Source organism: Bacillus cereus group sp. BfR-BA-01349, assembly GCF_022663795.1.
Taxonomy (GTDB): Bacteria; Bacillota; Bacilli; order Bacillales; family Bacillaceae_G; genus Bacillus_A; species Bacillus_A cereus.
Genome location: NZ_JAKUGE010000048.1, coordinates 13,105 through 28,793, shown reverse-complemented (window position 1 = coordinate 28,793; position 15,689 = coordinate 13,105). Strand labels below are relative to the sequence as shown.

Here is a 15,689-nt window from a genome sequence, read left to right as displayed (position 1 = left end):
GAGAGGAGTTTATAAAACTATGCGCTACGTTATCATAACAGGAACTTCACAAGGTTTAGGTGAGGCAATCGCTACGCAATTATTAGAAGAAAGTACAACTGTCATCTCTATTTCTAGAAGAGAAAATAAAGAGCTTACTAAACTTGCAGAGCAATATAATAGCAATTGTGTTTTCCACTCCTTAGATCTTCAAGATGTACATAATTTAGAAACGAACTTTAACAAAATCATTTCATCTATTCAAGAAGACAGTGTATCTTCTATTCATTTAATTAATAATGCGGGTACAGTTGCTCCTATGAAGCCAATTGAAAAAGCAGAAAGCGAACAATTCATTACGAACGTTCACATTAATTTACTTGCTCCTATGATTCTTACATCTACGTTTATGAAACATACGAAAGACTGGAAAGTAGATAAACGCGTTATTAACATTTCATCTGGTGCAGGAAAAAATCCTTACTTTGGCTGGGGCGCTTATTGTACAACGAAAGCTGGTGTAAATATGTTTACACAGTGCGTAGCAACTGAAGAAGTGGAAAAAGAATATCCAGTAAAAATCGTCGCTTTTGCACCTGGCGTTGTTGATACAAATATGCAATCACAAATTCGTGAAACAAATAAAGAAGATTTCATAAATTTGGACCGCTTCATTGCATTAAAAGAAGAAGGAAAACTATTATCACCTGAATATGTTGCGAAAGCTATTCGTAACTTACTAGAAACTGAGGACTTTCCTCAAGGCGAGGTTATTAGAATTGATGAATAACAAAAAGGCGTGCTATTTTAACACGCCTTTTTGTTCTACTTCTCTAAAAATATAAGCATAGACTCCGCAATTTGCTCATAACCAATTTCTTGATAAATTTTATTCGATGTCGGATTCGCTAAATCAGTATATAACGTAGTCGTCTTGTACCCTTCATCTAACATACGTTGACTAAGTGCCGCTACACACTTAGATGCGTATCCCTTTTTCCTTGCTTCTTTCAGCGTATATACGAAATTAACTGTTATATTATTTTTAGTTGGTCTCGTTTTTGCAGCTACAGAAACGAGTTTCCCATCCACTTCCAAACCAAACAGTCGATTTGTAGTTATTAATGTATGCGCAGTTTGTTTTGCTTCTTCTTTCGTAGTAGGAAGCTTTACGTCTTCACAAAATTGATATATCCACTGTTCTATTAATGGTAATTCATCATTATTTACCGCCCGGAAAAGTCCATCCGCATTACACTTCTTCTTTACTCTGTTGAGCTCATACACACCTTGTTCCATTGTAATATTCGTTTTCTTATTTTCTAATACCGCAATCTCTTCCGCTAATTTCTGTACAATTTTCTTATTACCGATCAATCCAGGAATATCCGGGTATACTTTCGTTAACTCTTTTGCAAGTTCCTCAATAGCTACTCCCGAAATTTCAGAAGTTGCAACAATGATTTGTTTCTTCTCTTCTGTTTGTAGAAATACAACCGCAATTTCTTCTCCTTGTTTCGCTATCCCCATAAATATCGGTTCTTGGACCATTTGTAATACACCTAATATGAGATTGTTTTCCTGCTCATTCTTTTCTAGAAATGGTGTAACATCTTCTTTAAAATGAAAAATCTCTTCATATACATGTAATTGAATCATCGACAATCTCTTCTCTCTATTTATATTTTAATTAAGTATTGGCGATTAATTCATTAAATCCTTCTTTTACAATTCTATAATATTAGAAACTAATATATTTAAATCATTTTCAGTTTGTAAAATCCTCTGTTTTTCCTTTTCAAATACATCTTCTTCTTTTCGAAATGACTCTTTTCGATTTTGAATCATACGATTCATTTCTTTTTTACTCGGTCCACCGTATACATTTCTTTTTTGAATAAAAGCTTCTGGCGATATGACTTCTTTCCACTCTTTTTCTAATAAATTTATTTTAAAATGTTCTTGCAAGTATATATTTACATCTTTGAAATGTAATTCATGTAGCTCCTTTTTCTGCCCCAATGACATATTTGCAATAACACTTGCTGCATGATGAGCATGCCGAAATGGAATTTCATAATTTTTTGTTAAAACATCGGCGAAATCCGTTATCGTTATTGCATGTTTATAGGAACGACCTTTTAACGTTTCTTCTTCTACTTTCATCGTTCGGATCACTGCATTCATCATACAAAAAACACGAATTGCCTTTTCAATCCCTTTATATAAATATGGCTGCAAGTCATCTTCCGTATCGACAATATCACCAAATGGTGTATTATGAATCATTTGAAATACTGTAAATGCTTCTCCTAAAGCACTACTCGTAATCGCACGAGCGTGTTCAATTGAAACCGGATTTCGTTTTTGCGGCATAATACTACTGATTTGTACATATGGCTTTGCAACAGTAATACCGTCATATTCTTTCGTTGCTAACAACAAAAAGTCATGAATCCATCTACTCGTATTCGTCATCATTACCATAAGTAGCGAACTAACTTCTAATAAATAATCCGCTCCGGCAACAGCATCATATGAGTTCTCAATTACATTTGTAAATCCAAGTAGATGAGCAACTCGTTCTCGTTTAATCGGGAAACTTGTTGTAGAGAGTGCAGCCGCCCCCATTGGAGACTGATTTAAAAGCTGGTACGTTTTTTTCATTCTTTCTAAATCTCTTTGCATCGTATCATAGATTGCTAACGTATAATGACCAAATGTTGTTGGCTGTGCCGGTTGTGTATGTGTATAAGCTGGCATGATTGTTTCCTTATAATCAGCAGCAAGTTGTAGTACACTTTCTTGCAATAACAAATGATGTTCCATTAATCGTAATACATATCGCCTTAAACTCATGCGATACATCGTTACACCCATATCATTTCTACTTCTACCAATATGCATATTACTTACAAAATCGCATTTCGCTTCTTGAGAAATTAAATGTTCGACTAAAAAAAAGAGATCTTCATGCTGCTCTGTATAGAGCAATTGCTCTTCTGGAATTCCCTCTACCTTTTTTAATGCGTGTAATATAACTTTAGCTTCTTCCTTTTTCATTAAATTTTCTTCCGTTAGCATCGTAATATGTGCTTTATGCACTTGAAACATATCTTTCAATAAATAATTTCGTTGAAAATCAAATACATGCTGTAATACACAATCCACATATGTTTTTCCAGGGAAATCAGCGCCTTCACTCTTTATAAACTCTTCTTTACTCTGTTTCATCACCTTTTCCCCTCTCACCTAAGTATTACTACCCATCATACCCAGAGATAGAAAAAAAGTGCTTGTACATAAAAATAAACTCGGTGCTCTCTGCACCGAGTTTATTTAATAAAAGTCGCATCATACTTATCACTTTGCAACACTTGGAAATGTAAGTTTGCTAAATGTTTCCGTATTTCTGCACTATCGTCTTCATTTAAATTATTCGCCAAAAACACAATCTCCGTACAGTTCCCACGTTTATCCATAGCGTAAACTGCTTTTGTAACCGTCCATGGTGTGTAACCATTCTTTTGCCCAGCATGTCTGAATGTTTTACGGTATTTCTTGGCACTCATGTCTGTTTCAACGATATTTGCCCACACTTTTTCTTCAGCCTCTGTCAAGCCACCTTTATGGTTTGCCTTTTGAAGTAATACCATATAATCATTTGCAGAAGCTGCTGGTAATCTATCTGACCAAATTTTGTCGTAACGTTCCTCTAAATAAAGCGGAATTTCCTTCTGTAATAATGGTCCCTTCTTCTTTAAGCGTTCATGAATAACCATCGCATATTCACGATATTGCTCTTGAGACATTTCTTTTAACTTTTTCTCTATTTTATATTTTGGAACATGTAATTCTTTATGCAAATATCCCGGGATATACAAAGATGAAACGATTGGAAATAGTGGTTGATGTGCAGGAAGTGATAAACTTTGTAAATTTCGATTGATGTTATCTAATCCTAACAATTCCATTAAGTATTCAGCATTTGCATTCGAACTAAACTTAACCATTCCTTTTGCCACTTCTTCTAAAGAAACCGCTCCTTCAGTTATCTTGCCCGTCTTCTCCAAATACCTTTGCCATCTATCTTGTGCACCACCATCTGTATTCGGTACATAATAGCGATTCACATCATTAATCGATACGAAACTAGACGAATCAATTTTCCCTTCAGTAACTTGTTTCGTATATTCAAGCGCCACAATTAATTTCATCGTACTAGCAACTGGCAATACAACATTTGGGTTTACAGAATAGACAACTTTATCATTTCTCTTTACTAGAAGCGCACTATTTTTTTCATCTTTGTGTTCTTCAATAAAAGATGCAATATACTGTGCATCATCATTATTTGAACTCCACACTTTTTTCACTAAAAAGTTACCCGATATTAGCAAAACGAAAATACCCACAACCACTGCGCATACTATAGTTTTTTTCAAGTAAAATTTCTCTCCTATTGTGTAACTCTTCTCTCTATCTTTAAAAAACAAAATAATGGAGATGGTTATTTAAATAACCATCTCCATTATTTTAACTTGTATACTCCTATTATGTCTACGTCATGATTTTCACAAAATCCTCAAGGAATTTTTTATAATGTAATGACCAACCAATTCGCATCCAATTTTTTAATGCTTTTGCATCAGGTTGAGGACGGAAATCTGCAATACTTTCTCCTTTTGCTATTCCCACTGTATCTACATCGACACGGCGATACACATAATCCAATATTGAAGGATTTGCGGCAACCATCATTGTAACGACGTCATGTACTGGACTTCCTTTTATTTTCGGATTTAATTTTCTATAAGCTTTATAATAATACGTAAAAATCGGTTCAATTAATTTATTAAAACTTGTTTTAGAATGTTTCGTAATATACTTTACCATTTCTGGCGTAATAATAGCTTCAGATGTAACATTGAGCGGCACCAGTGTCACATTCTTGGCATTTTGCATAACTAATTGCGACGCAATCGGATCACCATGAAAATTCGCCTCTGCGACTGGTGTAACATTGCCTGGCATTAAGAAAGCACCCCCCATTATATAATATTCTTTCACATACTTCATCATTGGCTTTTCTAAAATAAATGCTGTCGCTAATGTTGTTGATCTACCAGCATCGACTATTATTAATTCTCCTTTATATTTTTCAAGAATGTCAAAAAACTCACAAAAAGGCTTTATATTTGGAGAAAGATTTTTCGGTGGTCGAATTGGTCCTAAACCTTCCGCCCCATGAATTTCTGGATAATACGTTGTAATATCTCCAGATAAAGGGATTTTCGCACCATTAATAACAGGTATATCTTCCCTACCTGCTAACTGTAATAAATATGCCGCATTACTTGTCGCCTTTTCTTGCGTTACATTTCCATATCCTGTAACTACACCAACAATATCAATATCAGGATGCAACAATCCATACATAATTGCTAAAGAGTCATCAATTCCTGGGTCTCCTAAAAATAATACTTTTTTCATCGACCTCAACTCCATCCCCTCAGTTGTTATTAATTTATGAATAACCGTGGATATACAGAATAAAAAATGAACAAATTCACACAAAAAAACGCAGTCTTATAAGGACTACGTTCTTCAGCTAACCTATACTGTTTTTTTTACAGCACTCATACTTCCAATGATGTAAGCGATAAACGCAAAACAAATCGGGAAGACAACTGTATGTATACCGAACGGATTTGGATAGAAAAGATGAATACACATATATGAGCCTACCCCAACTAAAATAGACGCAAGCGCTCCTGTAGCATTTCCTTTCCTCCAATATAACCCTAATACGATTGGCCAAATGAATGCAGCTTCTAATCCACCGAAAGAAAATAAATTTAGCCATATTAAAAAATCTGGTGGTTTAATTGCCGCTGCATAAACGAGTAGTCCTACAATACCAGTAATCCACAAACTTCCTTTTTTTATCGTACTGTCTGCTGCATCTTTATTTATGTAATTTACGTATATATCTTTAATAATTGACGAGCTTACAAGTAATAATAAAGAATTTACTGTAGACATAATCGCTGCCATCGGTGCAGCTAAGAAAACTCCAGCTAACCAAGGTGGCAACACTTCCATCGCAAGTAGCGGCATTACTTTATCTGGTACCGTTATACCTGGAAGTACTACTCTTGCAAATACACCCGTTAAATGCATACCAATCATAATTGTACCCACAACAATCGTCCCAATTATTAACGCTTGATGCATCGCTTTTGAATTTTTATAAGACATGGCACGCACGCTAATTTGCGGTAAACCGACAACGCCAATTCCAATTAAAATCCAAAATGATGTAACATATGATTTCGTTAAACTGCCATCTGCTCCGAATGGTGTAATTAACTTTGGATTAATTTGAACAAGTTCCTGCATAATCTTTTCAATTCCACCACCAGCAATGACAGTAGCAATTAAAATGATTGTTGTTCCAACTAACATAATGATTCCTAATAATGTATCTGATAGAGCAACTGCACGAAATCCACCAATTAATACGTACACAAGTACAGAAAAAGTAAATAAAAATAGTGCTGTTGTATACGATAGCCCCGTTAGTGACTCGATTAATCGTCCACCACCGACCCACTGGGCTACTGTCGCTGAAAATAAAAAGATAATAATACATAACGCAGAAAGTATAACAACTGCTTTATTATTGTATCTCCCTTTTAAATAATCGATAAGAGTAATTGCTTCCATCTTCCTAGCGATAATTGCAAACTTTTTACCGATAACCGTTAAAACGATATACCCTGTTACAACTTGAATCGCAGATAACAGTACCCATCCAAGACCCATATTGTAAGCAATACCAGGGCCACCAATAAAGCTACTTGCACTACCGTACGTAGCAATCATTGTCATCGCTAATAATAAACCGCCTAGCTCACGCCCACCAAGAAAATATTCTTGCAAAAATTTATTATGAGCAGTTGCTTGCACGCGTCTTGAAGCATATACACCAATTAAAAATACAACGATAAACGAAATTATCATTGGAATGATTACATACCAATTCATCTATTATTCCTCACTTTTTTCTTCCTCATCGAGTGAAATATCTTGAAATACAAAACGAACAACTAAACTAAGTAAAATAACCATAACGATAAATCCAACGATACAGCTATAAAAAAACCATGCGGGAAAACCTAATACATATGTATATTCATTCGGATTTTTACTACCAAGCCCATAAGCAAATCCGTACCAAATTATAAAATTAATAATAGCAAGTCCAAGACCAATTAACGCTTCTCTATGGGCTATTCGAAAGCGTGGATCATCATGATAATCTTTCATTTTTACCCCTCCTCTCACGATGTATTATTGTACCATTGTTCTTCTAGTTTTTCCTACTAGAAAGCAAAAACAAGCAGGATTTTTTTATAATCATATAGAAGATTCTCTTACATTACATATTTTTTACAATTGTAACACAAATGAAATTTGAATTTTCAGTATTTCTTAATTATGATTTTAATTAGAGGCTTTCCATCTAGTTTCCACATCCTTGATTTCGGAATAAGCGCCGTCTCGTACTGCGTTTACATTATATTTTCAAGGGGGTTATACAATGAGTCAACTAGCTGTAAATCTTCATGAAAAGGTAGAGAAGTTTCTTCAAGGTACAAAAAAGTTATATGTGAATGGATCTTTCATGGAAAGCGCTTCCGGTAAAACATTTAAAACACCTAACCCAGCAACTGGTGAAACACTTGCCGTCGTTTCTGAAGCTGGTCGCGAAGATATTCATAAAGCTGTAGTCGCAGCTCGTATGGCTTTTGACGAAGGTCCTTGGTCTCGTATGAGCACTGCTGAGCGAAGCCGTCTCATGTACAAGTTAGCTGATTTAATGGAAGAACATAAAGAAGAGCTTGCACAGCTCGAAACATTAGATAACGGAAAGCCAATCCGTGAAACAATGGCAGCAGACATCCCACTTGCAATTGAGCATATGCGCTATTACGCTGGCTGGGCTACGAAAATCGTTGGTCAAACAATTCCTGTTTCCGGTGATTACTTTAACTATACACGCCATGAAGCTGTTGGTGTCGTTGGTCAAATTATTCCTTGGAACTTCCCGCTTCTTATGGCAATGTGGAAAATGGGAGCAGCGCTTGCTACAGGATGTACAATCGTTTTAAAACCTGCAGAACAAACTCCACTATCTGCTTTATACCTAGCTGAATTAATTGAAGAAGCTGGATTCCCGAAAGGTGTTATTAATATCGTACCTGGATTCGGTGAATCAGCTGGACAAGCTCTCGTTAATCATCCACTCGTTGATAAAATTGCATTTACCGGTTCTACTCCTGTCGGTAAACAAATTATGCGACAAGCATCCGAATCATTAAAACGCGTTACACTTGAGTTAGGCGGTAAATCACCAAATATCATCTTGCCGGATGCTGATTTATCTCGCGCGATTCCTGGTGCACTTTCTGGTGTTATGTTTAACCAAGGACAAGTATGCTCTGCTGGATCACGCTTATTTGTTCCGAAGAAAATGTATGATAATGTCATGGCTGATCTCGTCCTCTATTCTAAAAAACTAAATCAAGGTGTCGGTCTTAACCCTGAAACGACAATTGGTCCTCTCGTTTCTGAAGAACAACAAAAACGTGTAATGGGCTACATTGAAAAAGGGATTGAAGAAGGCGCTGAAGTACTTTGCGGAGGAAGTAATCCATTCGATCAAGGCTACTTCGTTTCTCCTACAGTATTCGCTGACGTAAATGATGAAATGACGATCGCAAAAGAAGAAATTTTCGGTCCAGTTATTTCTGCAATACCATTTAACGATATTGATGAAGTAATTGAACGTGCAAATAAATCACAATTCGGCTTAGCGGCTGGTGTGTGGACAGAAAATGTTAAAACAGCACACTATGTTGCAAGTAAAGTACGTGCAGGTACAGTGTGGGTAAACTGTTATAACGTGTTTGATGCAGCATCTCCATTTGGAGGATTTAAACAATCTGGTCTTGGCCGTGAAATGGGATCTTATGCATTAAATAACTATACAGAAGTAAAGAGCGTTTGGCTTAACTTAAATTAATGAGAAAGAACCTGACCTATCCGGTCAGGTTCTTTTCATTATGTATTCCTTTAAACTTGCAGTCCTCCGCTCACATTTAATACTTCACCTGTAATATAAGATGCGTATTCTGATGCTAAAAAGGCTGCTGCGTTCGCAATATCTTCTGGCGTTCCAATTCTACCAACTGGAATAGCGCCAACCATCTTTTCTTTCACTTTATCTGGTATCGTTTTGGTCATATCTGTATCCATAAACCCCGGACAAATCGCATTACAAGTAATACCGAAACTTCCAACTTCTTTCGCTGCTGTTTTTGTTAATCCTACAACTCCAGCTTTCGTTGCAGCATAATTTGCCTGTCCAATATTCCCCTCTCTACTTATAGAAGAAATATTAATAATTCTTCCATATCCTTGTTGTCTCATATAAAGAAGTGCTGGTTGCATACAATAAAAAACACCAGTTAAATTCACTTGTAATACTTGTTCCCAAGCAGATTTCTCCATTTTATGTAACATTGCGTCTCTTGTAATTCCAGCATTATTCACCAAAATATGTAATGTACCAAATTTTTGAACTGCATATTCAATTAACGACTTTGCTTCATTTTGATTACTCACATCACATCGATATGAGCACACTTTATATCCTTCATCTGATAACTCACGTGTCGTTTTTTGTAGCTTCTCTTCATTTACATCGCTAATTAATACTTTCGCCCCTAGCTTTGCATAAACCTTTGCAATCTCTTTTCCAATTCCCTGTGCAGCTCTTGTTACAACAGCTGTTTTCCCATTTAAAAACTCCATTCCTATCCCCCATTTCTATTACTTATACTGTATATTTCGGCTTTTTACTTTCCAACTCCTCTTTGTATAAAAAAGTCTATTTGTGTCAAACTAACTTTGCAACGTCGCATAAAGTGAAACTTTAATTAGTGGGAAGTTTGTTCATCCCCCACTGATTATCAGCCCTCACCAATCGGGCATTTACGGACAGTTAATCTCCCACCTAGCTTCTTTGTTCCATCTGAGTTTTAAGGTGGGGGTTTTACTACCCGTTATGCGGGATAAAGTGCAAGGAGATTGTGTCGAATGAATAAAAAGAATTTCAAACAAAGCAAAGCAACTGATGGCATTGATGTTGAGTTCTCTCGCGAACTCGCTGACCACAATGACTTAGAAGCAAACGCACGTGCAAATGCCGCTGATGCACGTCAAAAGCGCCAACCAACCGAAAAATAAGGTACATCACAACCTTATTCTTTTCAAAAGGGACCTACTACCCAACAAAATAAACCGAGAGACATCTCTCGGTTTATTTTCTATATTTTTTTGCATAATGAGCCAAAGTAAGCAACGGATATATATGAGCATAACTATGATAACGAATATAAAACCCACCTGGTAAACCTGTTCCAGTAGGATATTTTTCATTTATATAAGGGTTGGAGAGCAAATATGAAATACCTTTTCGAATAACTGACGTTTCTTTATCATAGTAAGAAATGAGGGCATCTAAAGCCCATGCTGTTTGGGATGGTGTACTAAATGGTAAAGTAACGAACCTTTTCTCCACACTACTGTGGCAAGATTCTCCCCAGCCACCATCTTCATGCTGTATATGTTCAAGCCATAAAGCTGCTCGTTTCAATGATGGATCGCTAGATGGTATTCCTAGTGACCGTAAACCAGTCAACACTGCCCACGTACCATATATATAACAAATTCCCCATTTCCCATACCACGATCCATTTTCCTCTTGTGCATTCATTAACCAATTTATCGCACTTTGTTTTTGTTTCTCAGGCAATTCGTTTTGTGCATACGTCCCGAAAAACTCTAGCACTCTCCCTGTAATATCTGGTGTAGAAGGGTCTGTAATCATATCACTTGCATTTTCGATTGGTAAATTTGCTAATATACGGCTCGTTACCCCTTTTTCAAAAGCTCCCCAACCACCATCATTGTTTTGCAATCCTTTAACCCAATTAACCGCTCGCTTCCAAGCATTATCTACATTTTCGTTCCCTCTACTTCGCGCCAATGCTCTTAACACAGCAGTTGTATCATCAATATCGGGAATCGTCGTATTCACATCCGAAAAGCCCCAACCACCTGGGAAGAGATCCGGTGCATGTACACTCCAATCTACTTTCTTTGTTTGCTGTTTTCTTAATAAATACGCTGATGCATTTTGAATCACTTTACTTGCTTTCGGAACTTGAGCTTCTTGCAAAGCATAACTGAGTAAGGCTGTATCCCATATAGTTGACGGAGAGTTTTGCAAATGGCTCCCTCTCTCCATATTCCATATATAAGATGTAATTCCCATTATAGCCTTCTTAATAATTGGTGATTGAATAGAATGTCCTAATGCAAGTAAAGCATAAATCATATAAAACGAGGCAGTTGCGTAGCTATATAATGTTCCATTTTCATCAATACGCTCTTTCATAAAACGTTCTACTTCCTCATATCCTTTATGATGCAAAGAAAGTGGATACGTTATAATTTTCTTCACGTCACTTACTAACGTTTGAAAAACTGGAGACCGATCCTCTCGAAACCATTCTCCGCCCCCGCCTGCAATGTGATTTAAATTTGGCAATAACTTTTTCCCTACTCGAAATCTTTTATTTAAACACAACATCATCGGAATTAAATGAATACGTGCTGAGCTACTCAATTCAAATATACTGAGAGGGGAATCATTCTGCAGAAACATAATTGGTGTTGGCAAATGAAAAAGAGAAGGATATTCATATTCTCCATGAATCGCTAATAAAAACTTCGTCATAAAATGAGCACGTGCTACCCCACCTCGCTCATTTATAAACATTTCCGCTCGCTTCATATTCGCATCTTCTTTTGTATATTTTTCCGATGCAAGTAAGGCGGCATAAGATTGAATTGTAGCTGATAAATTACCTCCCACCTCATCTTCATACAATTTCCATGTTCCTTCATTTGTTTGAAGTGATGCTAATCTTTTCACAAACGGTTCTATCTCTTTATCTCTACCTAATAATTTTAATAAAAAAATCATATGGCAATCTGTTAATGGAGCTCCTTCAAAACAAAACCGCCACGTACCATCTTGCCGTTGCATTGTTTGAAGTGCAGTTGTTCTTCTCGCTATTTCTTTATGCACTTTTTCATATAATAACAAGTTACTCACCCACCCTTTCGAAATCCGTATAACGATATTCAAAAAGGTAGCTGAATATGTATAAAAACAAAGAAAAGCAGAACATATAAAATGTTCTGCTCATAAACAATACCCTACTCCGACAATAATTCCTAATAAAGCACCGACTACTACTTCATACGGTGTATGCCCAACAAGTTCATTTAACTTCTTATATTCTGTTTCTCTACCGTGAAAAAAGTCATTCAATATTTTTGCTTGTTTACTTACTGCAAGCCTTACTCCTGAAGCATCATACATAACAATAATGGCAAAAATAGTAGCAACCGCAAACATCGAGCTTTCCACACCTTCCACTACTCCAACTCCTGTAGCAAGCGCTGTAACTGTTGAAGCATGAGAACTTGGCATCCCACCTGAAGCAAAAAACTTTGCAAAATCAAATTCACCTGTTTTAACTAATTTAAAGACTACTTTCGTTAATTGTGCTAAAAACCATGAAATTACAGCTGCCATAAGCGGATCATTATGTAAAATTGTTTCCATGTTCTCAGCTCCTTACTGACTATAATGGAAATTCTATATAATATAAGTATAAAGAAAAATGCGTAGAAAATACTACGCATTATGATACTTTTGCTGATTTATTTTTTATAAATTTCGGTTGTTTCTGCACTAAAAACTTAGTCTTCGCTACCGAGAATACAAATAATGCAACCCATATACAGAAAAATGCAATCATATGAGTAGATGTGAAATGTTCACCAAATACGAATACACCTAAAATTAAGCTAATTGTTGGTGCAATATATTGTAAAAAACCTACCATATAAAGCGGAATAAGTTGGGCTCCTTTTGCAAAATAAAAAAGTGGTAGAGCTGTAACAATACCCGCTCCTATTAATAGTAATGTCGATAACATTGAAATAGATCCAAATGAACCGAAACCATGGGCGCCTGTCATAACAAGGTAAATGATTGCGAGCGGTGTCACTAACATCGTTTCCATCGTAAGTCCAATTGTAGCATCATAGTTTAACAGTTTTTTCGTTAATCCGTATAATCCAAATGAAAAGGCAAGTGAAAGAGAAACCCACGGAATAGATCCGAAACGTACTGTTAAAATGATACCCCCCACTCCAGCTAAACCAACTGCAACATATTGCCAGAAGTTTAACTTTTCCTTTAAAACGACTGTACCAAGTAAAATACTAATAAGCGGATTAATATAATAGCCAAGACTCGCTTCAATAACATGATTATGATTAACGGCCCATATGTAAACAAACCAGTTTCCGCTAATCAAGACTGAAGCTATTGTTAATGACATTAATAATTTAGGTCGTTTAAAAAGATTCACAAATTCCCCAATAAACTGGCGAAACCTCTTCGTAACACCTAATACGAGTAACATAAAAACAAACGCCCAAACGATGCGGTGTGCTAATATTTCATCTGCTGGAACTTCCTCAACCCATTTCCAATAGATTGGTAGTATTCCCCACATCGTATAAGCACCAGCCGCATATAGTATCCCTTTTTTTTGCTCTGCTGATTGACTCCCCATCTTCCTTTTTCTCCTCTTCTCATTTTTTCTCCATTATACGGTCTCACATGCTCACTTTACCAATAATCAATCTGCATTTCTTTCGACATTTCTCATACAACGAATAATAAACATACCGTTATCACAACAAGTAACGGTATGCCGAAAACAAATTTCTTTTTATGAGTTTTATGATGAAACATATACATTCCGATCCAAGCTCCAACTGCTCCCCCAGCTGTCGCCGATAAAAACAACGTACTTTCTGGCGTTCTCCACTGTTTCTTCTTTGCTTTTCGTTTATCAAGCCCCATAAGGCTAAAAGCTATAACGTTAATAATAAGAAAATAAATCCATTTCATCGCTTTCTCTCCTTATGAAAAATTCGATTAATAGTAACACGAAAAAACGACGGAAACAACTGAAGAACTCTTTTTATCCAACTAGTTTCATTCCTTTTTCTTAATTAGTTACCTTCATATTTACATAACCAACTAAAATCGCAGTTAAAGCATTTAATATTGAAAAATGTTATGTGCAGAATCTTATATTTCATTACATTCATCCACTACCATATCATCGAAAAAACTTCCCTCAATCTCCTTCTCATCAAAATGAAGAACCATAATTAACCCTACATATAAAGAAACGAAATTTAAAAACCATTCCCCATTCTCATCTTTCTTAGCTAAGCATTTAAATATCTCTTGAAATTGCATACGCTCATCTGTCGCAACAACCGGTCGCACGCCAAAATATTTCAATACAAGATGTAGGTTGAGCTGCACGGATAATGATAAAATATACTTTAATAACTCGGTATAATGAGCAACATTTTTTTGACTATATAACTTCACAAGCTCTTGATGTAAAGTAGAAATTGATAATTCTTCTTTAGTCACTTTTGTTGCTTCTATCCTTTCAATCATCTTTTTCATATCCATTCCATTTACCCCTTCAGTTACAAAACAAAAGCCAAAGTATACTTATTTTATAATCAACAATAATTGAGTATCTCTCGTCTCTCTTTCTTCTTCACTTACTAAGTCATACTTTTTTAAAAGATGAAATACATCATTTAATATTTCTTGTGAGTGATTACCTTGTAAAAAATTTTTTACCCCTTTAAAAATCTCTTCAGGTAAAAAACTCTTTTGACTTTCAAGCTTATTCATCACATCTTCAATAGAATGATCAATGTTACATGCCATACTAAACTTCCCCCTCTATCCTCTATAAATAATATCCTCAGCTAACGATGTAAACACTTCTCCAACAAGAGAATCTTCATCATATACAGATGAACCATTATTTTCTTCACGTTTCGCAAAAGGTATTTGGGCAATTACTTCTGTTTGCAATTGTTCTGCAAGCATTTTGCCGCCGCCTTTTCCGAAGAAATAATTTTTCGATCCATCTTGTTCTTCATAATAAGCCATATTTTCCACAATACCTAAAATCTCATGCTTCGTATGTTTTGCCATTACACCAACTCTTGAAGCAACGAATGAAGCTACATTGTGCGGAGTTGTAACAATTATTTCTTTCGCTTGCGGAATCATCGCTGCAACATCAATCGCAACATCTCCTGTACCTGGTGGTAAATCAAGTAATAAATAATCTAATTCTCCCCAGTGCGTATTCGCAAGGAAATTTTGAATCCATTTATTTAGCATCGGTCCGCGCCACATAACTGGATTATTTCCTTCTGTAAAGAATCCCATCGACATGATTTTAACACCGTAACTAATGACTGGAATTGCCGTTTGATCAATCATCGTTGGTTTCTTATTCGTTTCCATCATAGCTGGAATACTAAAACCATATATATCTGCATCTAATATCCCCACTTTTTTGCCCATACGCGCTAGTGCAGTTGCAAGATTAATTGTCACCGTTGATTTTCCTTTTCTATTCATTTAACGTAAAAAACCGAAAAAA

The 15,689-nt window shown here is 35.9% G+C and carries 16 protein-coding genes and 1 pseudogene; 3 read left to right on the top strand and 14 right to left on the bottom strand.

Features of this window, described 5'->3' with window-relative positions; translation table 11 throughout:
• Positions 1–19 precede the first annotated feature (19 nt).
• Positions 20–769, top strand: a complete 750-nt coding sequence (locus MR169_RS22005) for a (S)-benzoin forming benzil reductase (protein ID WP_016118438.1) — start codon at positions 20–22, stop codon at positions 767–769.
• A 35-nt stretch (positions 770–804) separates the two neighbouring features.
• On the opposite strand, the gene MR169_RS22000 is transcribed toward MR169_RS22005, so the two are convergent.
• The 6 genes from MR169_RS22000 to MR169_RS21975 all read right to left on the bottom strand — a co-directional run bounded on the left by MR169_RS22000 (position 805) and on the right by MR169_RS21975 (position 7,311).
• Positions 805–1,638, bottom strand: a complete 834-nt coding sequence (locus tag MR169_RS22000) for a GNAT family N-acetyltransferase (protein WP_044795265.1) — start codon at positions 1,636–1,638, stop codon at positions 805–807.
• Positions 1,639–1,704: 66 nt separating this feature from the next.
• Positions 1,705–3,213 (bottom strand): argininosuccinate lyase, encoded by a 1,509-nt coding sequence (gene argH / locus MR169_RS21995; RefSeq protein WP_242320030.1) that lies wholly within the window; start codon positions 3,211–3,213, stop codon positions 1,705–1,707.
• Positions 3,214–3,314: 101 nt separating this feature from the next.
• Positions 3,315–4,424 carry a serine hydrolase gene (locus MR169_RS21990; protein ID WP_000751377.1) on the bottom strand — a complete coding sequence of 370 codons (1,110 nt, stop codon included), beginning with the start codon at positions 4,422–4,424 and terminating at the stop codon, positions 3,315–3,317.
• Positions 4,425–4,539: 115 nt separating this feature from the next.
• The gene (locus MR169_RS21985) at positions 4,540–5,487 is read right to left on the bottom strand and encodes a nucleoside hydrolase (protein WP_103572790.1); all 948 of its coding nucleotides are present in this window, start codon (positions 5,485–5,487) and stop codon (positions 4,540–4,542) included.
• Positions 5,488–5,595: 108 nt separating this feature from the next.
• Positions 5,596–7,029 carry a sodium/pantothenate symporter gene (gene panF / locus MR169_RS21980; protein ID WP_001104815.1) on the bottom strand — a complete coding sequence of 478 codons (1,434 nt, stop codon included), beginning with the start codon at positions 7,027–7,029 and terminating at the stop codon, positions 5,596–5,598.
• A 3-nt stretch (positions 7,030–7,032) separates the two neighbouring features.
• Entirely contained in the window at positions 7,033–7,311 is a 279-nt protein-coding gene (locus MR169_RS21975) for a YhdT family protein (protein ID WP_000656239.1), read from the bottom strand.
• Positions 7,312–7,585: 274 nt separating this feature from the next.
• Here MR169_RS21975 and dhaS point away from each other — a divergent pair, with 274 nt between their 5' ends.
• A complete protein-coding gene (gene dhaS / locus MR169_RS21970) occupies positions 7,586–9,070 on the top strand; it encodes an aldehyde dehydrogenase DhaS (RefSeq protein WP_242320029.1) in 1,485 nt (494 codons plus the stop codon).
• Positions 9,071–9,120: 50 nt separating this feature from the next.
• Here the strand turns inward: dhaS and fabG are convergent, their stop codons facing one another.
• Complete coding sequence (fabG, locus tag MR169_RS21965) at positions 9,121–9,861, bottom strand: 3-oxoacyl-ACP reductase FabG (RefSeq protein WP_242320028.1); 741 nt, start codon at positions 9,859–9,861, stop codon at positions 9,121–9,123.
• Positions 9,862–10,146: 285 nt separating this feature from the next.
• Here fabG and MR169_RS21960 point away from each other — a divergent pair, with 285 nt between their 5' ends.
• Entirely contained in the window at positions 10,147–10,296 is a 150-nt protein-coding gene (locus MR169_RS21960) for a YfhD family protein (RefSeq protein WP_001035813.1), read from the top strand.
• Between the two features lie 73 nt (positions 10,297–10,369).
• On the opposite strand, the gene MR169_RS21955 is transcribed toward MR169_RS21960, so the two are convergent.
• The 7 genes and pseudogenes from MR169_RS21955 to MR169_RS21925 all read right to left on the bottom strand — a co-directional run.
• Positions 10,370–12,223, bottom strand: coding sequence for a terpene cyclase/mutase family protein (locus tag MR169_RS21955; RefSeq protein WP_242320027.1), 1,854 nt, complete (start codon positions 12,221–12,223; stop codon positions 10,370–10,372).
• 99 nt (positions 12,224–12,322) lie between these two features.
• Entirely contained in the window at positions 12,323–12,748 is a 426-nt protein-coding gene (locus tag MR169_RS21950) for a divergent PAP2 family protein (RefSeq protein WP_000447820.1), read from the bottom strand.
• Positions 12,749–12,827: 79 nt separating this feature from the next.
• A complete protein-coding gene (gene rarD, locus MR169_RS21945) occupies positions 12,828–13,769 on the bottom strand; it encodes an EamA family transporter RarD (RefSeq protein WP_242320026.1) in 942 nt (313 codons plus the stop codon).
• 92 nt (positions 13,770–13,861) lie between these two features.
• Positions 13,862–14,110, bottom strand: coding sequence for a DUF1294 domain-containing protein (locus MR169_RS21940; protein WP_000871352.1), 249 nt, complete (start codon positions 14,108–14,110; stop codon positions 13,862–13,864).
• 183 nt (positions 14,111–14,293) lie between these two features.
• Positions 14,294–14,692 carry a hypothetical protein gene (locus tag MR169_RS21935; protein WP_242320025.1) on the bottom strand — a complete coding sequence of 133 codons (399 nt, stop codon included), beginning with the start codon at positions 14,690–14,692 and terminating at the stop codon, positions 14,294–14,296.
• Positions 14,693–14,734: 42 nt separating this feature from the next.
• Entirely contained in the window at positions 14,735–14,959 is a 225-nt protein-coding gene (locus MR169_RS21930; protein WP_000752379.1) for a hypothetical protein, read from the bottom strand.
• Positions 14,960–14,974: 15 nt separating this feature from the next.
• A pseudogene (locus MR169_RS21925) lies at positions 14,975–15,655 on the bottom strand (P-loop NTPase); the annotation flags it as partial.
• Positions 15,656–15,689 lie beyond the last annotated feature (34 nt).